Raw genomic sequence first — 24,691 nt, 5'->3', positions numbered from 1 at the left:
GTCCTCCTTAAAAAATTATTCTTGACTGTAATTTATCATATCCCAATCGTAGCGAGCAAGTTCCCCTTCCCCGAGAGCGATTTCTTCCACGACCCGTCGAAATCTTTCTACAAACTCTTCCCCCTCCGTAGCGTCCATGGCCACGTAGGCGGCGGTGAAGGTAATGTAATTTAAAAGATCGTGATTCCCCGTTTCTTTTATCGAAAGATTAAATTTATTTCGAAGCCCCATGGTCAGCTTTTGCCGCATGCGCCGTTTATCTTTCAAGGAAAAACTTACGTAAAGGCGCACGGAAAAAGAAAGTGCCACGACAAAATGATTCATTTCCCACCTCGCTTCTATGAAACCCTTTCTTTAAGGGTATACCCTAAAATAAGAAACTTAGGAAAGAGAAAGGATTTATTATGAGAGATTTTAAATTTCACGTGGACACCGCCATTTTATTCGGCGAAGATCAGGCCCGCGCCTTTGCCGAAGAAGTAAAGAAACTGGGAAGCCGCGCCCTTATCGTCTTCGGCGGCGGATCCGTTAAGCGAAACGGCATCTACGATACCATTACATCGGCGCTGAAAGAAGAAGGGGTGGAATGTGTGGATCACGGCGGCATCGAACCCAATCCCCGCATCGAAAGCGTCGTCTCAGGCGTTGAAAAAGTAAAGGCCGAAAACATCGACGTCATCGTCCCCATCGGCGGCGGCTCCACTATCGACGCGGCGAAATTAATCGCGGCGGCCTCCGTCACCGGCGGCGATCCCTGGGATATCGTCGTCAAGAAGGCGAGAGTTACCGGCGCCCTTCCCCTCGCTACTGTGTTGACCTTGTCGGCTACAGGTTCTGAAATGGACACATCCTCCGTTATTACGAATCCGGAGACTAAAGAAAAACTCGGTTGGGCCAGCAGACATGTGCTCCCGAAGGTGAGTCTTTTAAATCCCGCCTATACCAAAACTGTAAGTCCTTACCAAACCGCATCGGGCACGGCGGATATTATGAGCCACACCATGGAAAATTATTTCTCTCTAAATGACGACGCCTTCTTGCAAGATTCCTTCGCCGAAGGGCTTCTGCGCACCTGCGTCCACTACGGCCCCATTGCCGTAGAAAACGGCGACGATATCGAAGCGCGGAGCAACTTAATGTGGGCCTCCAGTTGGGCCATTAACGGCCTCTTAAATACGGGCAAGAGCCAAGCATGGAGCGTTCACCCCATGGAGCACGAACTTTCCGCCTTCTTCGACATTACCCACGGCGTGGGCCTCGCCATTTTAACGCCCCGTTGGCTGCGTCATCTCTTAAATGAAGAGACGGCGCCGAAAATCGCCCGCTTCGGCCACCACGTCTTCGACATTCCGAAAAAAGATACCATGGAAATGGCGGAAGAAGCCATCGATCGTCTCCACGATTTCTTCCTTTCCATGAATGTCCCCATGACGCTGGAAGAAGTCGGCATTACGGAAGATGCCCTCGAACCCATGGCGAAAGCCTGCGCCGATCACGTAGGCGGCACCATTAAAGGTTTCGTCGATCTCCATGAAGAAGATATCCTCGCCATTTATAAGGCCTCTTTCAAAAACTGATGCGGAACGAAAGCCCCTATGGGGCTTTTTTTCTGCTCCTATTATTGAAAAACTAAATACAGCTCCGTTCCGTCTCTTTTTTTCGATACATCTTCTTTTAAAATTGCCTTTCCATTCCATGATTGATACGCTTTAAAAAAGGAGGCAGTATGAAAGAACTTATTTTAGCAGGAGGCGGCCACGGCCACATCCTGGTGTTAAAGGAATTAATGAAGCGGCCCTTAGAAGACTATCGTGTAAGCCTTATTACCGATTATCCGAAACAATATTACTCCGGCATGCTCTCCGGCTATGTGGAGGGGATTTACACGGAAGAGGACATCTCCTTTAATGTCCCCGAACTATGCAAAAAAGCCTCCATTCGCTATGTGGAGGAAACCATTACCGCTGTGGACCGGGAAAAGAAGTTGATCGTAACGGAAAACGGCGAGTATCCCTACGATGTCCTCTCTATGAATCTCGGCGTCCGTTCGAAGGAAGTCTTTCCCCTGGGTAACATGGCGGGAACTTATGTAAAGCCCATCGGCCGCATCGTAGAGTTTAAAAAGTTTTTAGAGACGGAAAGCGTAGCGGGCAAAAAACTCTTTATCGTCGGCGGCGGCGCGTCGGGAATGGAGCTTGCCTTTTCGTTTAGGGAAGCTTACCCCGATCTCACCATTACGGTGGCTACATCGGGAGAGGTCTGCAGCCGCTTTAATCAAAAGACCCGCAAAAAGGTGCGAAAACTTTCCGACGAAAAAAAGATTCGGCTCTTAGAAAACACTCCCATTACCGCTCTTGAAAATAACGAGGCCCTTTCCGGCGAAAGATCTTTCCCCTTCGATTACATTATTCTCTCCACGGGCTTTACGGGCATCGACGTGGATTTCAGAGGCTTCGATATCTCCGAGGATCGCTTTATTTGGGCGAGCGACGATCTTCACGTGGCGGAAGACGCTCTCGCCATGGGCGATATGATTAATTTGCGTTGTTACCCCACACTCAACAAGGCCGGCGTCTTCGCCATTAGGGAAGCCCCCGTGCTTTTAAACAATCTCATGAGCGTCCTTAGAGGCGGAAAAAAGCGAGACTACAAGCCTCAAAGCCGCTATCTTCAAATTTTAAACTGCGGATCGAAAAAAGCCATTCTCAACTGGGGCGGCCTATCTCTCTACGGCCATTTGAGCTGGCGCTTAAAAGATTATATCGATCGAAAATATATGAATTAAAAAGACCTCGACATTTGGAATACTCCATTTGTCGAGGTCTTTTTTAAAGGTCTCGCTTTTTAAATTTTTTAAGGGCAATGGCGTAAGAGATCGCCGTCAAGAGGACGAGGACTAAAACCGCCCCGAGAATCACGAAAAGAAGATGGCTCGTGGCCCAATGGTATAGAGCTTTCACTTCATTCGGAAAAGTCGAGGCGGCAAAGCCCGAGACGGCGATGACGATCCCCGTCGTGGCAATAAGGGCCCCGCCGGCGACGCCCTTGGCTTTTTTATGGCCTACAGCGAAGAATATCGGCAGATTGATATCCATAAAGAGGATATACATAACGAGATAAAGCCCGCCGCTCGCCAAACTTTCCCCCATAAGGAGCTCGCCGTTTTTCGCCAGATTCACGCCGTTCATAATGACGAGGGCGGCGAGGGTGGCGACGAGAAATACCACTAAAGAATAAAGGTAACGGCCCCGCACCGTATTTTCATCTTCCATCCCGATCATGCGGTAGAGCCGCTCCGTCCCGGAATCTTCTCCGGTTACGAAGGGGTAGGTCATAATCATTAGAGAGAGAGTCATGGCGAAGACCATGGGGAAAAAGGACAGCTCCGCAAAATAAGTAAAGCCTACGGAAAACAGGACGAAAAACAAAATCAGCTTCCACGTTATATAGGGGCGAATGCCCAACAAATCCATTTTAAAGGTTTTAAGCATGTTCATCACCTCGATGGTAGAAGGTCATTATGCGATCGATGGATGGCTTTTCCACGACGGTGTTTTCGCCGAAAGCATCGGCCATTTTTGACGGAACCAATACTTCTACATGGGTGGAGGTTTTTTTCTTGCCGAGAATCTCCTTCGGATCCACACCGCTTAAATTATCTTCACTGCATTTTACGATGCGGTAAGCGTCTAAGAAATCGTCCTTCGTGCCGTAAAAAATCAGCGCGCCGTCCATAATAAAGGCGATGTAATCGGCGATGACCTCCAAATCTTCCGTAATGTGAGTGGAAAAGAGCACAGTATTTTCCTCATCCTCTACCATATAGTGTTGAATGGTGTCGCGAAATTCGTCCCGAGAGCGAGGATCCAGTCCGCTGGTAGGCTCGTCCAACACCAGCGTCTTGGCGCCGTGGGAAAGGGCGGCGGCGAGCATCAGCTTCGTCGTCATACCTCGGGAAAGGGCCTTCACTTTTAATTTCGGATCGATACCGTAATCTTTCACTCGCTTAAAAAATTCAGAGGACTTCCAGTTTTTATATCCTACGGATAAGACATTGTTCACATCTTCAATCGACCAATCCTTCGGAAAATAAGATTCGTCGAGAACGATACCTACATCCTGAAGGTAGTCGTTGTCTTCCGGGCGAACGCCGCGGTAGAGCACCTCGCCCCCGTGTAAGTGATTGAGGTTTAAAATGGCGCGAATAGTTGTCGTTTTCCCCGAGCCGTTGGGCCCGATAAAGCCCGTAATATAGCCCTCTTTCACGGGAAAGCTGACGCCATCTAATGTAAAGGCGCTGTATTCTTTTCGAATATTATTTAATGCGATTCTATCCATTTGTCACCTCCGAATAAAACATCCAGCATGGCCATAATATCTTCCTTTTCGATGCCATGATCTTTGGCAATGGCCACGACGGCCTCCATATGCTCTTCCATTTGTTTTTGCACGATTTCCCGCGCAACATTTTCATTTTTTTCGGCGACGAAGGACCCCTTCCCCTGCCGCGTTACGATAAAACCTTCCTCTTCCAGAGCGTCGTAAGCTTTTTTCACCGTCATAATGCTGATGGAAAGATCTTTGGCGAGAACGCGAATGGAAGGAAGTTGCTCGTCGTATGCCAATACGTCGTTTATAATTTGATCTCGAATTTGATTCCGCAACTGCTCGTAGATAGGAAACGAAGCGGAATTGTCAATGATGATGTCCATGGTATCCCTCATTTCGATAACAGTGTATAACAGTATATAACGCTTGTCAAGGAACAAAAAAAGACAGGACCTGCCTGCCTTTTAATATATGAAATTTTACGGTAGTGCCATCCCTATAAAAGCCATTGCCATGGCGATGAAAAAAGAAAGGATGAGCAATAGATTGGGAATCATCCACCGGTATTGCTTCTGAACGAAAGATGATATTATGCCGACGATGCCGAGGACGGGCGCTACGTATAGCGTCGCGTAATCCACGGGCCGCATCTCGGCGAGAGGATCGGTGGGAACGAAAAGGGATGCGACGATCATAAGGACGCCGACGACCACCGTCATCTTATGAATTTTTTCTAAACAAGATTTCATCGGTGCTCCCTCTTCTTGTTCTCTAAACCTTACATGCCTCGCGACTCTTTTCTATGTCTCAAGGGATTAAATAAAACAGATCCATAAGGATGAAAAAGGATAATACCAAGAGCACATTGGGGACGATGTAGCGGTATTTTTTATTGATTAGGGAAAAGACGATGCCTAAAATTCCCAAAATAGGTGCGATAAAAATCGTAGCGATGCCCATGGGTTTAATGGTGGGAAAGGGATCGGTCGGAATGAAATAGGCGACGACGATTAAAATAAACCCGAGCAAGAAAGTGTAAAGCTGTAAATTTTTTCGAAACTTTTTCATAATGCGTTTGTATTCCTCTATGTAAAAAGCATCTACAATTGTAGATGCCTTTTGTTTTATACGAGCATGGCGCCGTCCACATTCAGTACGGTTCCCGAAATATAGGACGCCTTGTCGCTGGCTAAGAAAGCGTAGGCCTTGGCAATATCTTCCGGCTCGCCGATGCGGCGAAGGGGAATGTTTTGGATCAAGGGCTCGATCATTTCCTTAGGCACCTTTTGCATCATGTCCGTATTGGTAATGCCGGGCGCCACGGCGTTCACGCGAATATTATCGGGACCAAGTTCTCTCGCAAGGGAAATCGTAAGTCCGTTGACGGCAAATTTACTCGCAGGATAGCCTACGCCGCGGGTTTGACCGTATTTGCTCACCATGGAGCTCGTGGAAATAATGGATCCGCCGCCCTGTTCCTTCATGTGGGGAATGGTGGCGACGATGGCGTTGAACACGCCCTTTACGTTTAAGTCCATAATCTTGGCGAATTTATCGGCATCGTAATCGTATACCGATACGTCGTCGGCGACGCCGGCGTTATTGGCGAGGACGTCGATGCGACCGTATTTTTTTACGATTCGTTCGATTTCGGCTTTAATGGATTCCCCATCCATTAAATTCGGCCAGGCGCCTTCCACTTTGTCATATTTTTTCTTGTATTCTTCTAAGGCTTTTGCCACTGTTTCTTCACGGGAGCCGAAGAAAATGACCGTAGCCCCTTCGTTTAAAAATTCTTCTACAATGGCTTTCCCGATACCTCGGGTACCGCCGGTAACGACGCAAATTTTATCCTTTAACATAGTATCCTCCTAATAATTATTATTATTAGAATATATACCTAAAGATAGAAAAACTAATCACGGAAGAATCTCCGACTCGGCGAAGGGAATATACAATCTCCTGAATATAGTATTGTCAATATTCGTTTTTATTCAAATTTATGCCCGATCTTTTTGTCTCTTTTGTTTTAAATGATATATTTTGTATTAAACGCCGTTATTTCTCCTGTTTCTCGATAAATTTTTATTTTTTACCTTGATAAACGCCCGCAGGTTTTATATATTAAAGAGGCTCATGTAATTTTAATTAAAAGGGAGAGAAAACGTGTTATACCAATTATTAATTATGTTCGGGACGGCGCTTCTCGGCCAAATTATTTCGGGCCTTTTGCCGTTTCCCTTCCCCAGTACGATTATCGCCGCGATCATCTTATTCCTCCTATTGGAATTTAAGATCGTGAAACTGGACGACTTAAAGGAAGTTACGGAATTATCCAACAAATACTTAGCCATCGTCTTTATCCCCGTCGGCGTCGCCGTCATGGAATACTTCGGCGAGTTTAGCCTCGATGTTTGGCTGAAAATTTTCGTCATTATCGTGGTCTCCACCGCCGCCACCATGATCGTCACCGGTAAGGCCAGTGATCTGATCATCGGCCTGCAGGAAAAAGTATCGGGAGGTAAGAAAGATGCTTGATTTATTTACCCAAACCCCATATTTCGGATTGGTTATTTCCATTCTGTTCTTTATTCTTTTCTCAAAGCTCAGCGTGCGACTGAACGCACCTATTTTAAACCCTCTTCTGTTTTCCATTATTGCCATTATTTTATTTTTAAAGGTGTTCGATATTCCCCTGGAAAATTACCAAAACGGAGGCTCGGTCATTCAAATGGTGATTTCTCCTGTGGAAACCATCGTCATCGGCGTGAGCCTTTACAAACAAAAAGACACACTGATTAAATATCTGGTGCCCGTTTTAGCATCGGTTACCATCGGCTGTGTCTTCGTCGTGCTCTGCGTCGTCTTTTTAGGCAATGTGCTGACCATTCCCCAAGAGGTACTTTTGGCGTCCATTCCGAAGTCCGTCACCACGGCCATCGCCATGGAAATTTCCGGCAAAATGGGTTGGATCGTCTCCATTACCGTTATGTTCGTTATTTTAACGGGCATCGTCGGCGCGGTCATCGCCCCCTACTGTATCAAGCTTGCCAAAATTAAAAACCCGGTTTCAAAAGGACTGGGTATCGGCACGGCGGCACACGCCGTGGGCACGAGCTACGCCATTAAGTTGGGCGAAGTGGAAGGGGCTATGTCCGGCCTTACCATCGGGCTCCACGCCATTATCGCGTCGGTGGTCATGCCCGTCTTAATTTCATTACTCGGCTTATAAAGCAAAAAGGATGTCACAAAGACATCCTTTTTTTTGTGCTCTTATTTTGAAGAAAGTAAACTCTTTTGCGTGCGATCGATTAAAAGAGCACCTATAGGCGCGGTGGTTAAAATGGAAAGCACCGCCACGGATAAAATCATATTCCCCGAGGAGAGACCCGCCTGTAGGGGAACGGAACCGATGGCCGCCTGCACTGTAGCCTTCGGAAGATAGGCGAAGATACAGAAGAGTCGCTCCTTTAAATTTAAATGGGTTCCCGCAAGGGATAAGGCCACGCCGAAACTTCTAAATATAAGCGCCATAAAAATTAACGCCACCGCCGCTCCCCCGGCCTCCATGGTGTAGTGAATGTCCACGGCGGCGCCGACGAGGACGAAGAGGAAGATCTCCGCGCCGATCCAAAGCTTACCGAATTTTTCCGAAAGTCGGGAGGATACATTTTCGGGCATCTTTTCGTGAATCACCACGGCCATGGCCACCACGGCGATGAGGCCGGACACGGGAACCTTCCCCTTTAAGAGCTCTTCCCCGGCCACGAGGAGAAAGCTTACGGCGAGCATCACGAGCACCTTGACACTGTTGCGCACATGGCGTTCACGTACAAAGGCGGATTCGAAAAAGCGATAAAGGACATAACCTACGATTTCTCCTAGGATCATGCCGCAAATAACCGATAGAGGCACGTTCATAAGGCTCGCCAACTTCAGATCCCCTCCCTTTACCATTCCGAGAAAGGATGTAAAGAGGACGATGACGAAAATATCGTCGCAGGAAGCCCCCGCCATAATGAGCTGGGGTACGGATCGTTCCGTACCTACGCCCTCTTCCATCATCTTCGCCATTCTAGGCACCACTACCGCCGGGGAAACGGCGGCGAGTACGGTGCCCATAAGAGCGGCGTCTACTCTGGAAATCCCGAGGAGCATGGGAGCGAGGAGCGTGTAACCTATAATTTCAAAACTTGCCGGCACGAAAGACACAAAGATCGCCGGCCGCCCCACCTTCTTTAAATCGGAGAGATCCAAAGAAAGGCCTGCCTTCAGCAAAATAATAATGAGCGCCATTTGCCGGAGCTCGCCGGAAATCGCGAGAAGATGATCGTCCAGCAGATTGAAACAACTCGGCCCGAGCAACACTCCGGTAGCGAAAATGCCGATAATCCCCGGCAAGCCCATTTTTTCCACGAGGGACTTCATACCGAGGCCCATTAAAAGTAAAAGAGCGAGAGAAAGTAACATAAAACCTCCTTACACGCAAAAAGCCGATGCTTTCTGCGATAAAATCGTAGAAGTCATCAGCTTTTGCGGTTTAGGTTGCCCAAGGGAGAACTTCATTCCCTGTTTTTAACTATTTTAGCAAAAGAAGGAGATTTTGGAAAGTGCGGTTACCTCCACTTGTTTTACAGCGAGGTTTCGGCACTATGTTTTTCGCCTATAAAACCTTCGCTCTTCGCCTCGCTGTAAATGATCTTTGCGTATTCCAAATCGGGATTCATTGTTACGTTTGAATAATCGTAGCCCTCGTACTGCGGTAATTTTTCGATACTATCTTTTATTAGGATGCGCCCGCCGCAGGTTAGAATAAAGCGATCTTTCTTTTCTGTTAAAAAGACATAGGGCTTTTCATAAAAAGCATTTTCTCTTTCCGTTCGCCCGATATGATGCTCCAAGCTTTCCAGCAACTGTTTATAAAAATGTGCCTCTTCAAAAGCCAATGCACCGGCAGCTTTTGCCATTTTCTCCGAAAGGGCGTCGGAAAAAGCAGCGTAACTTTTCCGATCGTAAAGAATGGAATCGAGAGCCCTCGCCGTGTCTTTTCGCTCAGCTTCTGTAAGTTTCGGCGCCATGATCTTCTTTTTGAAAATAAATTCCCCTCCCCTTCGCCGAATAGGGTATAGGCTCTTCATGGATTTAATAAAAAGCTTTAAACCTTTGGTATTCAAAAGAGGTCCGAAACCCGATTCTCCCAAAGTGAGTAAATTCTTCACGTCGATACGAAGATAGGTTTTGCTCTTGCCACGAGTATGGCGACTGTTGTAAATCGGCGTGTGCTTTCTAATAAGTTCGTACTCGAGCAGGCGAGCCTCCAAATGGCTGTCCGTCACAATATAGCGAAGATCATCTATATAGCGCATCATCTGATAAAGTTTTTCACGCTCGTGAACTTTTCCGAAATAAGAACGAACCCGCTCCTTTAAATGCTTACTTTTCCCTACATAAACAACTTTCCCTTCGGAATAAAATAAGTAGACGCCGGGTGCGGAGGGGATGTCCCCGATGTCGTTATATTGTAAGGCCATGGATCCTCCTTTCTCTTTTCAGACAAAATGAAACATTTATAAAGCGATTGAATATTCTCCCCTTAGGTGATAATATATATCAATAGAAGGGAGAGATAAGGATGAGACCGTCAAACGATGCATTGGCTCAGGCGATTTTGGAGCAGGCCAAAAAGGATTTCTTACATAAAGGCTACCGCAAGACTTCGGTTCGAGGAATCGCCGCCGCCGTGGACGTTACCACAGGCGCCCTCTACCGCTATTACGCCAGCAAGGAGGCGCTCTTCGATGCCATCGTAGAGGAGCCGGCGCAGGAACTTCTGGATTTATTCGAGGCTTATGCCGAAAGCAATGTGCCTTGCGACGACGAGGGCGCCGTTCTATCCGATCTCCCCTATCGCACCACCGATCACATGAAAAAACTCGTCGCCTATATTTACGAACATTACGACGTCTTTAAACTGATCGCGAGCTGCGCCGAAGGGACGAAGTACGCTCATTATGTGGAGCGGCTGATCGCCATCGAAACCGTATCGGCCATCGATTTAATCGAGGAGCTGGTTCGCAGCGGCAAGCTCACCCATTCCATCGACGATATGTTTATTCATATGATCATTACCTCCATGTTCACGGGGATTTTTGAAATCATCGCCCACGACGAACCTATCGACGATGCCGTGGCCCATATCGAAGCCTTGCAGCGTTTTTACGCCGCCGGTTGGCGGGAAATGCTGAGGGAATCTTAATCATTGTTCGCTTCTCCGCATAGAGGCGATACCAAAAGGTGTTAGGAACAATGAAAGGATTTTTATGTCAGTTTTGGAATGTATTAAAATACACGGCGATCACACCGCCGAAGCACTCGCCCAACGCTTAGACCAAAGCGTACAATGGGTGGAAGACGAATTACATCATTACGAGCGTTTAGGCTATGTTAAACGCCGTAAACACACGCCGACATGCAGCGGAGGCTGTGGCAATTGCAAACACTGTAAAAACCACATCTCCCACGGCGAACATATTCTGTGGGAAGCTAATTCCTAAACCTTGCGCCCTTTCAGGGGCGCTTTTTTTGTGAGAGAGCGTAAAAGGCGATGGCGGCCAATTGACAGATGACGGAAAGGGCAATCATGGCGCCTATATTGTGATCGTATAAATATCCCAGAGACCATGAGCCTAAAAACCACGCGATCCCGAAAGCCGTTTCGAAGATGCCGAAGCCGGTAGAGCGGAGAGCTTTCGGCACAAAGCCGCTTACCGCCGCTTTCATCACGCTTTCCTGGGCGCCCATGCCGATGCCCCAGAGGACGATGCCGAAGATCATAGCGCCGGGGGTCTTCGCCATAAAGATAAAGGGGGCGAAAAATGCGCTTATAAAGCTGGAAATCATTAAGCTTTTAATGCCCACCTTATCGTACAGATAGCCGAAGACGAGGGCCGCAAAGGCATCGACGATCATAGCCAGGGCGTACAGTAAGCTGAGGCGCTCGGGAGAAAAGAAATGGCTGTCGGCGCCGTGAAGGGTTACCAGTGTAAAGTCGATAAAGCCGAAGGCGAAGAGTGAGATTGCCACGACGTAAAGAACAAAATCCGGACCCGTCTTAAAGCTCTCGGTCTCTTCTTTTTGTTTTTCGAAAATTTCCGGATGAGGGTATTTCGCCTTGGCGAAGAGAACGAGAGAGATGATGATGAGGGCGGGAATGCCCAGGAATAAAAAGGACAGGCGATAAGTCTCGAACACATCGCCGCTTCCCCGAATCAGGCCGATAAAAAAGAGCATTACAGGTCCTAAAAAAGCGCCCAGTTGATCGAGAAATTCCTGATAGGCGAAGCCTTTCCCCTCTCCGATCTCGGAAGAGGCAAAGGAAACCAGCGTGTTTTTTGCGGGCTTTTTAATGGCCTTTCCTACACGCTCCAAGACGACGAGACTGCAGGCGAAGACCCATCCCTTCTCTCCCGTCAGGGCCAGGGCGGGAATGGCCAATACCTGAACGGCATAACCTAAGGTGATAAAAGTCCAGTAGCGCTTGGTTTTATCCGCCAAACGTCCGGAGACGATGCGCAGGCCATAGCCTAAAAGCTCGCCCAGACCCGACACAAAACCGATGGCGGCGGCGCTCGCCCCCGTTAAACTTAAAAATTCCCCGAGAATACTCCGCGCCCCTTCGTGGGTCATGTCGGAAAATAAGCTTACAATTCCCATGAGAGTAATAAATAAAAAAGCGCCGGTCCAATTTTTATTCTTTATCTTCTCTCCCATTTGTTCCTTCTTTCCTTTAAGTAGCAAAAAGCCCACCCTCAGGTGGACTCTTCTTAGATTCTGTTCACAGAAATGCGGCCGCTTAAATCGTCTCGCTCCGTGTATTCTTCGTCGCTCACGCCTAAAATAATGCCGCAGCAGGTAATGAATCCCTCGGGAATGGCGAGCTTTTTCTTAAGCTCTTCGTTTTCTTGAAGGGCCATGGTGGCGCCCCAGATGTGGCAGGTCCCCACGCCTAAATCCACGGCGGCGAGGCTCATTTGGTGGGCGACAATAGCGGCGTTTGAGAAATGCAGATTGCCCTCTCCGGCCGCCGATACGATGATATAGGTGGGCGCGCCGTGTAAAAAGGGCTGACCTTCCGCTTTGTAGAGAGCTTGCGCTCCCGACTCCACCTCTTTTAAAATGTCCTCATCTTCTACTACCGTAAGATGCACCTTGTCGTAATAGGCCATGCCTACGGGAGAAGCTTGCCCGGCTTCGAGAATGGCATGTAGAGTTTCTTCCGAAATCTTTTCGCCGGTATAAGAGCGAACGGATTTGCGCGTGTTTAAAATCGTTTTAAATTCCATTATTTCCTCTTTTCTAATTCCATTATTTTATAGATTACCGAAAGAGACGAAAATTAAACAGATCCCATCTTCTTGCCAATAAAAAAAGAGCATGTTCCCATGCTCTTTAATTTATACACTTGCCAAATCTTGTTGTTTGCTGCCTTCTTTAAATACGACATAGCCGTAAATTAAAGCGGCGACGACGCCTAAGATATTGGATGCCATATAAGGCAAGTTAAAGCCGATCTTTGCGCCTAAAATATACGCCATAATAACGTAAATGTAGAACATACCCGGAAGTAAGGATACCAGGAATTGTCTGCCGTGACGTTGCAAGTAAATGGAAATCATGGCGAAGGCGAAGACCGCAATGGTTTGGTTTGCCCATGCGAAATATTGCCAGAGGACATTGAAGCCGTTGGGGCTCATTTTCGCAAAGATCAGGATCACGAGAACACCTGCAAAAATACCGAGAGACAGTGTTAAGCGGCTCTTCATGGTTTTTTGAGAAATGTTTAAGTGATCGGCGATCATAAGGCGGGCGGAACGTAAAGCCGTGTCACCGGAGGTGATGGGAAGTACGATAATGCCGATGACGGCGATTAAACCGCCGATCGTACCGAGCATATCGTTGGCAACCAAGCCGATAACGGCGGGCTTGCCGATGAGGCCGGCGTCGATGCCCTTATTGTAAATACCCATAGCGGCAGCTGCCCAGATCATGGCGATAAAGCCTTCTAAGATCATCATATCGTAGAATACGAAGCGGCCTTCACGTTCGTGCTTGACGGAGCGACCGATCAAAGTAGCTTGCGTAGAGTGGAAACCCGATACGATACCGCATGCGACGGTAACGAAGAATACGGGGAGAATGGGCGTGCCTTCCGGATGAACGCCTGCAAGATTTTGCATGGTCAAGTTGTCCAGTTGGTAACCGTGGATGAACAGACCGAAGAAAATACCGATGGCGGAAAGAAGTAAAATGCCGCCGAAGATCGGGTACACTCTTCCGATAATCTTATCGATGGGGAAAAGTGTAGCTAAAATATAGTAAGCGAAAATACAAGCGTATACGATCCAAACCACGGGATTGGATGCGATCGCTTCTTGGTGCAATACATTGGCGACGATTAAGTCCCCCGGGGTGTAGATAAACACGGCGCCTACTAGAATCATAAGAATAATAACGAAAATGTTGTAGACCGAGTATACCTTGCCGCCGAGATTACGCTTAATAAGCGCCGGCATTTGAGCACCTTCCGAGCGAAGAGAAATCATACCGCTCATATAGTCGTGGATAGCACCGCCGAGTACGCAGCCGATGGGAATCATAATAAAAGCTAAAGGACCGAATAAAATCCCTTGAATGGGGCCTAAAATCGGGCCGGTTCCCGCAATGTTTAAAAGCTCGATCAGCGCGTTTTTCTTTTTGTCCATGGGAACGTAGTCGACGCCGTCTTGATTTTTAATGGCGGGCGTTTCCCTATCGTCCGGTTGGAACACTTTTTCGGCAAAACGACCGTAAAAAAAGCCGCCTACGATTAAAATCGCAAGGCCGATTAGAAATGTAGTCATAAACTTACCTCCTATAAAATTCAAAGCCAGGTCCCTTTGAAAATCAAAGGTTTATCTAACTTCGTATGTTTATTATACAACGATGAAAAAATCTCACAATAGAATCATTTAAAGAATACAGTATTAAATCATAAATTTTATCGTTTCCTCTCACAAATAAGACAATATATTTAATATAAGACGACATATTTTCATTCGAGAAGTAAAACTCCACGGGAGTTAAAGCCTATGAATCTTTCACTGCCATGAGAAAACAGATTTCGATATAATAAAGTTAATCCAAAGAAAAAGAGAGGAAAATATGAAACTCACCGTTTTTTATACCAATACAAGAGAGTACATGAAGGAATTTATACGCTACATTCTTCGGAGGCTCATTCGTTGGGGCTATATCGTCGGCGTGGCGGGCCTCGTCATGGCCATCGTATTTTTCAAAGATGGCGACAATTTTAAAGCGGGCACCATGATGGCGGCGGGACTTATGAGCCTGGCAGTGGCCCTCTTTACCGTGCCCCTAAGTGTGCGCGATCTAATGACTCAGGAGAAAAAGCTCACAGACGATGAGGATAAGGTCATGCTCCGATTCTTAGACGATGATGTGGAACTCCATCAGGGAAAAGCTCATCTTTCCGTAGAGTATCGCCACGTGATCCGCGTAGCGGAAACGAAAAACCTCTATATCCTTCAAATCGGCAAGCGAAACGGCGTCTATATTCCGAAAGAGGCCGTCAAAGAAGAAGATCGAGACGCATTCAACGCACTTTTAGAAAAACTGAAGAAACAAACAGAAAAGCACGGAGACTAAGTCCGTGCTTTTTAATTGCGCTTATATTGTTCAATATCCTTTCGAGGATCGATGTGCGTATTTTTAATAAACAATAGAATCCATAAACCGAATGCCGCCATGGCGAGCTTATCATTTAAAACATAGGAAAGAAAAGCTCCGATCCATAATAGACCCGCCCACGAAAAAAACTGCTTCCCCGTATCCTTTGCGAGCCGATCGAGATCATATTCTTTACGTTCTTTTATCGGGAGGTACTGCATACCCGCCAACCATTTCGCCGCCGGACCTTTGATGATTAAAAACAAAATTCCGAGAATAAATAAAAGTGTCGCCGTAAAAAACAAATCCAACCGCCCGTGCCCATCCTATCCTCCTTTTCCTGATTTAATTAAATCATAGAATGCTCCTCTAAAATTTACAAGGGTTTATCATTGAACTATAATCGAAGTGGAGGGCATTATGACACATTTTTTACTCGGACTCAATATTATTTTTCCCATTTTCTTCGTGATTCTCGCCGGCTTTTTAGCCAAACATAAGGGCTATTTAGACGAACACTTTGTGAGCACCTCTACCTGGATCGTTTTTTACGTGGCGCTCCCGCTGAAACTCTTCTCCGACATTCGAAGCGCCCAAATCCAATCACTGCCCACAACTTACGTGGCCTACATATTACTCGGGATCTGCCTCGTCTTCTTCGCCACGTGGATCGCCGCCCGGCCCTTTATTCGCGACAGAAAAAAACTTTCCGCCTTTGTTCATTGCAGCTTTCGCTCCAATTTCGTCTACGTAGGCTACCCCATTTTAGAATCACTTTACGGCACCCCCTCGCCGGAGCATATGATCGTCATTACCGTCTTCGGCCTGACCCTTTACAATATTCTCGCCATCGTGATCCTCACCCTCTATTCGGAATCGGAAGATAAAAGGCTTCATCCGGGAAAAATCCTGTTGAAGATCCTGAAAAACCCCATGATCATCGCCATTTTTATCGGCGTCCTGTTTAATATCCTGGAGATTCCCGTCTATGCGGGCCTCGATAAAGGCATCGGCCTGCTCGCCTCCCTTTGTACGCCCCTTTCCCTCCTCCTTATCGGCGCAAGTTTAAGTTTCGAATCAGTGAAAAAAGATATGGGGCTCGTGCTCACCTCTGCGACCATACGCACGATTTTGACTCCCCTCGTCCTCATCCCCTTGGGTATGATCATGGGATTGAGCGCCGTAGAACTGGGCATCGCCTACGTCTTTTGGGCCACGCCCTGCGCTATTAACTGCTTCATTTACACGAGGGAAATGGGCGGCGACTACGAACTGGCCTCGAAGATCATTACCACATCCTTCCTCTTCGCCATCGTAACCTACCCTATCGGGATCGGACTCCTCCATATGCTGCAGATACTTTAAACGCGAATGTTTTATAAGCATCAAAAAAGACCTCTTTTGCAAGAGGTCTTTCTTTATTTTATTCTTTGTCGCCGAGCCATTCACGCATTAAGTCGAAGTATTTTTCTTCTTCCTCTACAAAGCACATATGGCGTGAATAGCGGAACAGTTCCCAACGGCTGTTGGGAAGCTCGTCGGCCATGCCTTTAGAAATAAAGCAGCTGGAAAGATCCATTTGGCCGTTAATGACCAGGGCGGGTACGGTAATCTTCGAAAGTTTACCGACGTAATCGTATCCTGCCAGTGTACCCGTAGGACCGAATTCGTTGGCGCCCCAGCCCGTTACATAGACTTCGCCACTATTTTCTTTTTTGCGCGTCAAATATTCCGGTGATTGTTCGTCGATGGTCGGGCCGCAATAGAGGTCCATAAAGCGATCCAAAGCTTCTAAATAAGCGGGATCGTCGTAATCGTCGCTGGCTTCCGCTTTTTTAAATGTCTCCTGATCTTCTTTCGACATAAAGCGGTAGATTCTGCGCCATTGTTCTTCTCTCCAATATTTTGCGGAGTGAAGAGTGGACGACAACACGATGGATTGTACACCTTCAGGATCTTTTTCCATCATGTAGGAAATGGCGAGCATCCCGCCCCAGGACTGACCTAGTAGATGCACTTTTTCGAGTCCGAGATGGTCTCTCAAGGCATCGAGCTCTTCCATCCAAACCTCGGCATTATAAAGTTCCGTGTGACCGGGTGTCGCCGAAAGGCCACAGCCGATTTGATCGTACATTATAATGGGGCGATCGATGGATTCCGCCAGTTTATCAAATCCTTCGAAATAATTGTGGGTACTCCCCGGTCCTCCGTGAAGGAGAACGAGGGGGGCTTTTTTCCCGTCGGGATTGGTAATTCTGTAATAGGTTTCGAATCCCTTAAAGGGCATACGACCTTCTCGAACGGCTACCATTTTATTCCTCCTCTACGACAATGAGGTCTTTCGTAACAGAGTTTAAGACTTCGCATCCGTCTTCAGTGATGATGACGAGGTCTTCTACGCGCACGCCGATACCTTCATCTAATAAATAGATACCCGGTTCGACGGAGAAACATTGACCCGGACGAATGATGGCTTCGTTTACAGAGGAAACGTCGCCGACTTCGTGGTCTTCCAAGCCGATAGAGTGGCCGGTACGGTGCGTAAAGTATTCGCCGTAGCCTTTGGATTCGATATAGTCGCGGCAAGCCAGGTCCACATCGCACATGCGATTGCCCGGTTTTGCAGCGGCAATACCGCGAAGGTTCGCTTCTTTTACGATTTCGTAAACTTCGCGAGCTTTTTCGCTGACTTCGCCGATAAAGACCGTACGGGTCATATCCGAAGCGTAACCTTTGTAGAATCCGCCGATATCGAGGACGACGGAATCGCCTCGCTTACCCTTGGAATCGTCGGTAACGTGGTGCGGGTCGGCGCCGCCGCGGCCGTATGCGGTAATGGGATCGAAGGACATTTCCGTAACGCCGTGTTTAGCGAAAAGTTCTTTTACTTTGTCGCCGAGTTCGTTTTCCGTAAGGCCTTTAACGACCCAGGGAATGAGCTCTTTCATTACTTCGTCGCAGATTTTGGACGAATCGCGCATCAGCTGTTTTTCTTCCTCATCCTTAATTTGGCGTACGTCGTCGACGATTTCGGAGCCGTTGACGTATTTGAGTTCGGGATGAAGTTCTTGAAGGCGAAGAAGGAAGTGGCTTGCCCAGTTCTTATCGATACCGATGACTTTTCCTTCGGTCATATGATCGGAAAGAATTTTTACGCCGTCGTCGATGTCATTGTACCAAACGAGATCGACACCTACATCGCCGTCTTGGGGGAACAATTCGTTAATTACGAGCTTGGTCGTTCCGTCGATATTGATGTAGAGTACGAGCATGCGTTCGCCGGGAACGATCTTTCTGCCGAGCAAATAGTAAATTGCGATGGGGTCGGAAATGATCATTTCGTCGACGCCGCGGTCTTTCATGCCTTGTAGTATACGATTAAGACGTTCTTGATTCATGTTAGGCTCCTTTCAGTAACCAAACAATAGCTATTTAGTCTTCGTGTTCCACTACTAAATTGTTTAATTTCGGGCTTACGGCGAAGAGGATGAGACCGCACACAATGGCGATGGCCGCAATAACAAAATAAGTTTTGGCGAAGGGGAACTTCAAGGTGAATTCATAGAGATAGCCGTAGGTCTTAGCCGATGCGAATACGGCAAGTGTCCAGACACTCATCATTACCGATAAGAGTCTTGCCGGAGCAAACTTGGAAATAAAGGAGTTTCCAAGGGGAGAGAATACCATTTCACCTAAGGATAAGGTAATGCCGAAGGCCACGATCCAACCGAGGTTGGCGAGGTTGTTGCCTCTTGCAATGTCGGCCACGGCGAAAATAATATAAGCGAGACCTAAGAGCAACATACCGAAGGATGTTTTTTGGAACATGTTGAAGTCGCCTTTGGGGCTTCTTGCACGCTTAGCCCAGAAAGCACCGAGAAGGGGACCCATGGTAATGCAGCATAGTGCGTTCAACGAGTCGAACCATGCGGTGGGTACTTCGAATCCGCCGATCATCCAGTTGGCTGCCGGGTTGTCGCCTGCCCAGTGGAAGTAAACGGGCATGTATGCCAAGTACCAGAAGAGCCAGAAAATGGTGGAGAATGCCGATACGAGAACGATGGCGCCTACACGTTTCAGTTCAGTGTCGGTAAGAGGACGTTTTTCTTCTTTTGCCTCAGCTTCTTCGTCGAGGGCTTTACGTTCGTCGACTTTAAAGGGTTTTTTACCTGCATCGCCGAGGTATCTCCAGCCGAAGATAAACCAAATGGCGTTGATGAACATAATGATGCCGCAAACTAAGAAGCAGAAGGAATAGCCTTTGCTGATAGCCAAAATACCGATAATGGTCGTCCCGATAAAGGAACCGATATTAACGAAAGAATATTGCAAGGAATATGCGGAGTCCAGTACTTTCGGATCGTCGAACAGACGGCCGGTAATAGCATTGGATTGAGGCTTAAATAAACCGGTACCGATGGAGACGACGGCGATCATTATATTGATCATTGCCGGAGTAGTAGCTTGCCAACCGATTAAATAGCCCGCTCCCATAAGGACCATCCCGACGGGGATCAAGTATCTTGCACCGATAAAGCGGTCGGAGATAATCGAGCCGGCTACAGGCGCGACATAAGTCCAGGCGACGAGGTTTGCGCTCATTTTGGCCGCATCGGCATCTGTCATTCCAAGGCCTCCGTTGACGATAGCAGCTGCAACCATTACCGTCATCAACCATTTTGCAGAATAGAATGCAAAACGTTCTAATGAGAAACCGATGGAAACGACATAAAAACCGAAGGGCATCTTGGTTTTAGTGTTCATGTTTTCCTCCTAAAGTTGTTTTGTATATTTTTTCAGCCATTCTACCTCTTCATCCTCTAAATAGGGCGAAATGGTCTTGAAAACTAATTCATTGTAGCCGTTTAAATAGGCTATTTCTTCGCTTGTAAGCAGAGATACATCCACTGCATCGAGATCGAAGGGAACCAGCGTAATGGGCTCCAGATGCATCCAAGTGCCGTATTCGTTGGTATCGTCTTTTACGACGACCATGCAGTTTTCCAAGCGAATGCCGTGTTTTTCAGCGATATAGATTCCCGGTTCATTGGTAATAATCATGCCCGGTTCGATTTGATGGTGTTCATTTTTCGCTATATTGATTTTATAGCGGAAGCCCGTGGGTCCTTCGTGAATATTTAAAAGTTGGCCGATGCCGTGGCCGGTACCGTGTTTAAAATCTAAGTGATGATCCCAGAAGGGCTTTCTTGCGGCGTAGTCTAAGGAATAGCCGTGAGCTCCGTGGAGGAATTTCACCAGGGCGAGACCTAAATGGCTCTTTAATACGAGGGTAAAATGGTAGATCTCTTCGTCGGTCAGTTCGCCGAGGGCGATGGTACGGGTAATGTCGGTGGAACCTTCTGCAAAGTTCGAACCCGTATCGGAAAGGTAGAGGCCTTTCGCTTCCAAGGGAATGTCGCTCTCTTCATCGGCGGAGTAGTGCACGATGGCGGCGTGTTTTCCGTAGCCGCTGATGGGCGCGAAAGAGGGCCACATATAACCTTCTTGCTCTTTGCGGAAGTCTTCCAGTTTATCGCTGGCGCCGATTTCGGTGATTTCTTCTTTGCCGATGTTTTTCTTCAGCCAATACATAAACTTAGTCCAGGCGACGCCGTCTTTAACGTGGGCGATGGCCATGTTCTTAAGTTCGGTTTCGTTCTTCATGGCTTTCATGATGATAGAAGGATTGGCCGCTTCCACTACGTGATTTTCAGCGGGAATATTTTCATAGAGCGCGTAGTTCATCTTGGAAGGATCGATTAAAATGGAGCGATCCTTTAAATCCTTCACATATTCGTAAATAGCGTTGTAAGGACGAATGGAGATGTTCAGCTCTTTAAATTCTTTCTTCATGTCGTCGTCGAGTTTTGCTTCGTCGATGAAAATCACCATGTCGTCCATGGTAATCACGGCGTAGCTCAAGACGATGGGTGAGAATAAAATGTCGTCGCCGCGGATATTTAAAATCCAGCAGACGTCGTCTAAGGATGCGACGATGTGGGTGTCCGTTCCCTTTTCTTCCATAACCTTGCGAATACGCGCGAGTTTCGATTCGGCACTTTCGCCGGTAATGTCTTCGGAAAGCTTAAAGGCTTTCTTTTCGGAAAGAGGCGGGCGATCTTCCCAGAAATCGCCGACGAGGTCCATATTATAAGTAATGGTACCTTCCTTTTCCTCTACGACAGCTTCATAGTCCGCACCGTCGGATACGGAAATCGTACGGCCGTCGAAACCTAATGTACCGCCTTTGGGAAGATGTTCTTTAACATATTCCAAAATCGTAGGCACGCCGGGTTCGCCCATTTTTTGCAAGCGAATGCCCGTATCTTTTAATTGATCCGTCGCTTGTAGGAAATAACGTCCGTCGGTCCAAAGACATACTTCATCGGCCGTCGCTACGACGGTACCGGCACTTCCTGTAAAGCCGGAGATATATCCGCGGGCTTTAAAATATTCGCCCACATATTCGCTTTGATGAAAATCTTCAGACGGCACGATATAAACATCGATGTCTCTTTCCTTCATAAGGGAAAGCAGCTGTTCAACTTGTTGTCGCACCATAGACTCCTTTCGATTCAAGATACTTTCTTACTGAAATATTATATAGCTTTCATAGAACAAAGTAAACCGAGGAGCCGTGAAATTGCTTGCAAAATAGCCATTTGCTTTAGTGTGCTATCTAAGTAATCCGCTTGCATAATGTGGCGAAAAAGATAGTGGAGATCGTGGAGAATATGCGACGTTTACCCTATTCCTTCATCATCTTATGATCTATAAATTTCTAAAATTTATTTTTGAAAACTGCAGGAAAATCATAGAAACATTTGCATAGATTAAAAAAGCATCCCGAAGGATGCTTCAATAACGCACGACGCGCTCTCCTTTTACCTCGCCGATAAAAGCTTCGGTTCCGTAAAGGTCGAAGAGATCTTTTTCGTCGACAGTTTTGGGAGTTTTATGAAATAAAACCTCGCCCTCTTTTAGAGCGACGATGGCATCGGCAAAGCGAAGGGCGTGATTGATATCGTGTAGAGCGGCGATAACCGTAGCCCCCGATGATTTTACCAGGGAGAGGATGCTCATTTGGTAATAAACATCCAGGTGATTGGTGGCCTCATCTAAGAGCATATGGTCCGTTTCCTGCACGAAGGCCCGGGCGAGGACCGCCCGCTGCCGCTCCCCTCCCGAAAGTTCGCCGAGAGGGCGATGCCGAAAATCCCAAAGCCCCACTTTCTCGAGGGCTTTTTCCGCGAGAGCCCTATCCTCCTCCCCTTCGCTCTCCCAAAAGGAATGATAGGGGGATCTGCCCATCAGCACCATGTCCATGACCGTAAGCTCGAAAGCGCCGTCGTTAAACTGGCTCACCATGGCCATTCGCTTGGCGTAATCTCTCCGCTTCATGTGGGTGATCTCTTTTCCGTCGAGGGAAATACTCCCCTCGTAGGGAATCATGCCGGCGACAGATCTTAAAAGGGTGCTCTTCCCCGAACCGTTGGGCCCGATAAGGGCCACAAATTCTCCGTCCTTCGCAGTAAAACCTATATTTTTTAAAATCTTTTTCTTGCCTATGGAAACCTTTAAATTTTCCACCGAAATCATGACCACGCCCCCTTTCGCCCACGCTGAACGATGAGGTAGACGAAGAAAGGAGCGCCGACGACGGAAACCACCACACCTGTGGGAAGTTCGCCCCCGGGAATGGCGTTTCGGGCCACTACATCGGCCCACATTAAGAGCATCCCCCCTAAGAGCACCACCACGGGAAGGAGATGCTTGTGATTCCCTCCCACGAGAAAGCGCGCCATATGGGGAACGATCAGGCCCACAAAACCGATGGTGCCCGATGTGTAGACCACGAGGCCCACTAGCACGGAGACCACCACCGTATAGACCGTGCGAAGAAGAGCCAGATCGACGCCTAAACTGTGGGCGGCTTCATCTCCCAAAAGAAGAAGATTTAAATGGCGGCTCTGTGTGGCGAGAAACAATACCAAGAGCAAAATCACCGGCCCCAGGAGGGCGATGTCCGAAAGCTTGGCTCCTGCAAGGGAACCCATAAGCCAAAAGCTCACCTCTCGAATGGCGTCGCGATTCTTCGCCGTGTAGACGAGAAGCGTAGAAAGGCTCGAGGCCGCCGTGGAAATGGCCATGCCCGACAAAATCAGCCGCTCGCTCGTGGCGCGGCCGCCGATTTTCGAAAGAAAGAGCACGAAAAACGATGTGGCCAAGGCGAAGCAAAAGGCGGAAATACCCACGCCGATACTTCCGAAGGCGGAAAACACGCCGAGCACGATGGCGAGAGTGGCGCCGAGAGACGCTCCGGAGGAAATCCCCAAAATGTAGGGATCCGCCACCGGATTTCCCACAACCGCCTGCATCACGAGCCCCGACACGGCGAGGGCCACCCCCGTCAAAAGAGCGAGAAGCACCCGAGGCAGGCGAATATCTAAAATAATCGCCTGTGTCGCCGGGGATACATGAACGGGCCTGCCGAATAAAGAACCTAAGGCATCTAAAATATCTCCCTTTGAAATGGACGCATAGCCCAGGGTTAGGCCGAAATAAGCGGAAAGGACGAGGCCCGCAGCCAGAACTGCGATGACGACGGTGCGGCGTTTCATCGCGCCGACTCGATCCCTTGAATCATAGTGTCGATGCCGTCGGCGGTGCGAACGCCCGATGCGTAAACTTCCGAAAGGCTGATGGGATAGACATTATCCTTCGTTACGGCGGAAAGCGCCTTTAATGCCGGGAGCGCCTTAAACTTTTCGAGCTCTTCGTCTCGAATCTTCTCTTCCCCGTAGTAGACGACGAAGATCACGTCGGGATCTTTCGCTACCAGCTCTTCCGCGCCGAAGCGATCGCCCTCCATGGCCAGTTCCGCGCCGGCCTGTTCGGCGATTTGACCCCCTACGGTATCCTTACCGTAATTGCGGAACACCCCTTCGTCTTCCATTTCGAGAATGGCCACCTTCAGAGGCTCTTCCCCTTCTTCGATTTTCTTCGCCTGGCGTTCGTGGGCTTCCGCCAAGCGGGATTTCATAGAATCTACAATAGCTTGCGCTTCTTTTTCTTTATTAAAAATCTTACCTAAAGTTAAAAGATCGTCGTATTCATTGTCTAAAGAATCCACTTTAACGGCGCCGCTGTTTTTAAGAATAAAGGTATGGATGCCCTTGTCCTGCCATTCCTTTACATCGCCGAGAGTCTTATCTTTAAAATAAGAAGCCCAGGAAATTATAAAGTCCGGCTCGGCGGCGAGCACCGCTTCCTTCGAGGGTGCGTCTTTTAAATACTCCACCTTACTGAATTCTTCTTTCCATTCGTCTTTCACATCGATGTCCAATTGACCGGCGAGGACCAGTTTATCCCCGAGACCGAGGGCGAGCATATTCTCGATGGCCGATTGATACACCGCCACCACCCGTTCCGGAGCCTTGTCGAAAGTTTGCTCCACGGGATTGCCGTCGCTGTCGACAGTAGTAACCGTTACGGGATAGCCCGCTTCCTGAGTTTCCGTCACTTGATTTGAATTTGCGTCCTTCCCTTCTTCCTTTGCGTTTTGCGGCGAGCATGCCGAAAGCAAGAGGAGACAAAGAACGAGCAGCGTGCTTAATTGTTTTTTCATTATAAACCT

General features: G+C 47.9%; 28 protein-coding genes and 1 riboswitch. Of the genes, 8 read left to right on the top strand and 20 right to left on the bottom strand.

The genetic code is table 11. The features are described 5' to 3' along the window. Positions 1-15: 15 nt before the first annotated feature. On the bottom strand, positions 16-324 hold the full coding sequence (locus PEPTYR26121_RS08315; protein ID WP_180500946.1) for a DUF503 family protein: 309 nt from the start codon (positions 322-324) through the stop codon (positions 16-18). An 80-nt stretch (positions 325-404) separates the two neighbouring features. Here PEPTYR26121_RS08315 and PEPTYR26121_RS08310 point away from each other — a divergent pair, with 80 nt between their 5' ends. Both PEPTYR26121_RS08310 and PEPTYR26121_RS08305 read left to right on the top strand, forming a co-directional pair. Further along, positions 405-1,577 (top strand): iron-containing alcohol dehydrogenase, encoded by a 1,173-nt coding sequence (locus PEPTYR26121_RS08310; RefSeq protein ID WP_180500944.1) that lies wholly within the window; start codon positions 405-407, stop codon positions 1,575-1,577. A 149-nt stretch (positions 1,578-1,726) separates the two neighbouring features. Beyond that, entirely contained in the window at positions 1,727-2,785 is a 1,059-nt protein-coding gene (locus PEPTYR26121_RS08305) for an FAD-dependent oxidoreductase (protein WP_180500942.1), read from the top strand. 43 nt (positions 2,786-2,828) lie between these two features. On the opposite strand, the gene PEPTYR26121_RS08300 is transcribed toward PEPTYR26121_RS08305, so the two are convergent. From PEPTYR26121_RS08300 to PEPTYR26121_RS08275, 6 genes are all read right to left on the bottom strand, one after another. Then, positions 2,829-3,491 (bottom strand): ABC-2 transporter permease, encoded by a 663-nt coding sequence (locus PEPTYR26121_RS08300; protein WP_180500940.1) that lies wholly within the window; start codon positions 3,489-3,491, stop codon positions 2,829-2,831. Further along, a complete protein-coding gene (locus PEPTYR26121_RS08295) occupies positions 3,484-4,338 on the bottom strand; it encodes an ABC transporter ATP-binding protein (protein WP_180500938.1) in 855 nt (284 codons plus the stop codon). The genes PEPTYR26121_RS08300 and PEPTYR26121_RS08295 overlap by 8 nt, the downstream gene beginning before the upstream one ends. Then, the gene (locus PEPTYR26121_RS08290; protein WP_180500936.1) at positions 4,320-4,712 is read right to left on the bottom strand and encodes a GntR family transcriptional regulator; all 393 of its coding nucleotides are present in this window, start codon (positions 4,710-4,712) and stop codon (positions 4,320-4,322) included. The genes PEPTYR26121_RS08295 and PEPTYR26121_RS08290 overlap by 19 nt, the downstream gene beginning before the upstream one ends. Positions 4,713-4,808: 96 nt before the next feature. Beyond that, on the bottom strand, positions 4,809-5,078 hold the full coding sequence (locus PEPTYR26121_RS08285; protein ID WP_180500934.1) for a hypothetical protein: 270 nt from the start codon (positions 5,076-5,078) through the stop codon (positions 4,809-4,811). Positions 5,079-5,136: 58 nt separating this feature from the next. Beyond that, complete coding sequence (locus PEPTYR26121_RS08280) at positions 5,137-5,397, bottom strand: hypothetical protein (RefSeq protein ID WP_246285930.1); 261 nt, start codon at positions 5,395-5,397, stop codon at positions 5,137-5,139. A 56-nt stretch (positions 5,398-5,453) separates the two neighbouring features. Next, the gene (locus tag PEPTYR26121_RS08275) at positions 5,454-6,191 is read right to left on the bottom strand and encodes an SDR family NAD(P)-dependent oxidoreductase (protein WP_180500932.1); all 738 of its coding nucleotides are present in this window, start codon (positions 6,189-6,191) and stop codon (positions 5,454-5,456) included. A gap of 304 nt (positions 6,192-6,495) precedes the next feature. Between PEPTYR26121_RS08275 and PEPTYR26121_RS08270 the strand changes: the two genes are divergently transcribed. Then, positions 6,496-6,867 (top strand): CidA/LrgA family protein, encoded by a 372-nt coding sequence (locus tag PEPTYR26121_RS08270; RefSeq protein WP_180500931.1) that lies wholly within the window; start codon positions 6,496-6,498, stop codon positions 6,865-6,867. Continuing rightward, positions 6,860-7,561, top strand: a complete 702-nt coding sequence (locus tag PEPTYR26121_RS08265) for an LrgB family protein (protein WP_180500929.1) — start codon at positions 6,860-6,862, stop codon at positions 7,559-7,561. The genes PEPTYR26121_RS08270 and PEPTYR26121_RS08265 overlap by 8 nt, the downstream gene beginning before the upstream one ends. Before the next feature lie 41 nt (positions 7,562-7,602). On the opposite strand, the gene PEPTYR26121_RS08260 is transcribed toward PEPTYR26121_RS08265, so the two are convergent. Together PEPTYR26121_RS08260 and PEPTYR26121_RS08255 are read right to left on the bottom strand one after the other, a co-directional pair. After that, the gene (locus tag PEPTYR26121_RS08260; protein ID WP_180500927.1) at positions 7,603-8,799 is read right to left on the bottom strand and encodes a cation:proton antiporter; all 1,197 of its coding nucleotides are present in this window, start codon (positions 8,797-8,799) and stop codon (positions 7,603-7,605) included. 40 nt (positions 8,800-8,839) lie between these two features. After that, a riboswitch (Fluoride riboswitch) is annotated at positions 8,840-8,908 on the bottom strand. A 52-nt stretch (positions 8,909-8,960) separates the two neighbouring features. Next, entirely contained in the window at positions 8,961-9,860 is a 900-nt protein-coding gene (locus PEPTYR26121_RS08255; RefSeq protein ID WP_180500925.1) for a GIY-YIG nuclease family protein, read from the bottom strand. Positions 9,861-9,961: 101 nt separating this feature from the next. Here PEPTYR26121_RS08255 and PEPTYR26121_RS08250 point away from each other — a divergent pair, with 101 nt between their 5' ends. Then, positions 9,962-10,585 carry a TetR/AcrR family transcriptional regulator gene (locus tag PEPTYR26121_RS08250; RefSeq protein WP_180500923.1) on the top strand — a complete coding sequence of 208 codons (624 nt, stop codon included), beginning with the start codon at positions 9,962-9,964 and terminating at the stop codon, positions 10,583-10,585. Between the two features lie 64 nt (positions 10,586-10,649). Further along, positions 10,650-10,883 carry a FeoC-like transcriptional regulator gene (locus tag PEPTYR26121_RS08245; RefSeq protein WP_180500922.1) on the top strand — a complete coding sequence of 78 codons (234 nt, stop codon included), beginning with the start codon at positions 10,650-10,652 and terminating at the stop codon, positions 10,881-10,883. Positions 10,884-10,896: 13 nt separating this feature from the next. Here PEPTYR26121_RS08245 and PEPTYR26121_RS08240 read toward each other — a convergent pair whose 3' ends face one another. From PEPTYR26121_RS08240 to PEPTYR26121_RS08230, 3 genes are all read right to left on the bottom strand, one after another. Further along, a complete protein-coding gene (locus PEPTYR26121_RS08240) occupies positions 10,897-12,099 on the bottom strand; it encodes an MFS transporter (protein ID WP_180500920.1) in 1,203 nt (400 codons plus the stop codon). A gap of 53 nt (positions 12,100-12,152) precedes the next feature. After that, a complete protein-coding gene (locus tag PEPTYR26121_RS08235; protein WP_180500919.1) occupies positions 12,153-12,671 on the bottom strand; it encodes a nitroreductase family protein in 519 nt (172 codons plus the stop codon). Between the two features lie 111 nt (positions 12,672-12,782). Continuing rightward, on the bottom strand, positions 12,783-14,228 hold the full coding sequence (locus tag PEPTYR26121_RS08230) for a carbon starvation CstA family protein (protein ID WP_180500917.1): 1,446 nt from the start codon (positions 14,226-14,228) through the stop codon (positions 12,783-12,785). Between the two features lie 301 nt (positions 14,229-14,529). Between PEPTYR26121_RS08230 and PEPTYR26121_RS08225 the strand changes: the two genes are divergently transcribed. Then, on the top strand, positions 14,530-15,033 hold the full coding sequence (locus PEPTYR26121_RS08225) for a YcxB family protein (protein WP_180500915.1): 504 nt from the start codon (positions 14,530-14,532) through the stop codon (positions 15,031-15,033). Between the two features lie 11 nt (positions 15,034-15,044). On the opposite strand, the gene PEPTYR26121_RS08220 is transcribed toward PEPTYR26121_RS08225, so the two are convergent. Continuing rightward, positions 15,045-15,365 (bottom strand): DUF3784 domain-containing protein, encoded by a 321-nt coding sequence (locus PEPTYR26121_RS08220; RefSeq protein WP_180500914.1) that lies wholly within the window; start codon positions 15,363-15,365, stop codon positions 15,045-15,047. Positions 15,366-15,474: 109 nt separating this feature from the next. On the opposite strand from PEPTYR26121_RS08220, the gene PEPTYR26121_RS08215 reads away from it, so the two are divergent. Continuing rightward, positions 15,475-16,419 carry an AEC family transporter gene (locus PEPTYR26121_RS08215; protein ID WP_180500912.1) on the top strand — a complete coding sequence of 315 codons (945 nt, stop codon included), beginning with the start codon at positions 15,475-15,477 and terminating at the stop codon, positions 16,417-16,419. A 58-nt stretch (positions 16,420-16,477) separates the two neighbouring features. On the opposite strand, the gene pepI is transcribed toward PEPTYR26121_RS08215, so the two are convergent. The 7 genes from pepI to PEPTYR26121_RS08180 form a co-directional block, all read right to left on the bottom strand. Continuing rightward, complete coding sequence (pepI, locus tag PEPTYR26121_RS08210) at positions 16,478-17,365, bottom strand: proline iminopeptidase (protein ID WP_180500910.1); 888 nt, start codon at positions 17,363-17,365, stop codon at positions 16,478-16,480. 1 nt (position 17,366) lies between these two features. Then, entirely contained in the window at positions 17,367-18,452 is a 1,086-nt protein-coding gene (locus PEPTYR26121_RS08205; protein WP_180500908.1) for a M24 family metallopeptidase, read from the bottom strand. A gap of 34 nt (positions 18,453-18,486) precedes the next feature. Next, the gene (locus PEPTYR26121_RS08200; protein WP_180500906.1) at positions 18,487-19,818 is read right to left on the bottom strand and encodes a peptide MFS transporter; all 1,332 of its coding nucleotides are present in this window, start codon (positions 19,816-19,818) and stop codon (positions 18,487-18,489) included. 9 nt (positions 19,819-19,827) lie between these two features. Next, positions 19,828-21,612, bottom strand: a complete 1,785-nt coding sequence (locus PEPTYR26121_RS08195) for an aminopeptidase P family protein (protein ID WP_218956348.1) — start codon at positions 21,610-21,612, stop codon at positions 19,828-19,830. Between the two features lie 300 nt (positions 21,613-21,912). Further along, on the bottom strand, positions 21,913-22,653 hold the full coding sequence (locus PEPTYR26121_RS08190) for an ABC transporter ATP-binding protein (protein ID WP_180500903.1): 741 nt from the start codon (positions 22,651-22,653) through the stop codon (positions 21,913-21,915). Next, positions 22,650-23,675: a FecCD family ABC transporter permease gene (locus tag PEPTYR26121_RS08185; RefSeq protein WP_180500901.1), complete on the bottom strand. Its 1,026-nt coding sequence runs from the start codon at positions 23,673-23,675 to the stop codon at positions 22,650-22,652. The genes PEPTYR26121_RS08190 and PEPTYR26121_RS08185 overlap by 4 nt, the downstream gene beginning before the upstream one ends. Continuing rightward, entirely contained in the window at positions 23,672-24,682 is a 1,011-nt protein-coding gene (locus tag PEPTYR26121_RS08180) for an ABC transporter substrate-binding protein (RefSeq protein WP_180500900.1), read from the bottom strand. The genes PEPTYR26121_RS08185 and PEPTYR26121_RS08180 overlap by 4 nt, the downstream gene beginning before the upstream one ends. Positions 24,683-24,691 lie beyond the last annotated feature (9 nt).

It is taken from the genome of Aedoeadaptatus nemausensis (assembly GCF_903819165.1).
GTDB lineage: Bacteria > Bacillota > Clostridia > Tissierellales > Peptoniphilaceae > Aedoeadaptatus > Aedoeadaptatus nemausensis.
Note: the sequence above shows the minus strand (reverse complement) of the source record. Positions and strands in the feature narration are given on the sequence as shown.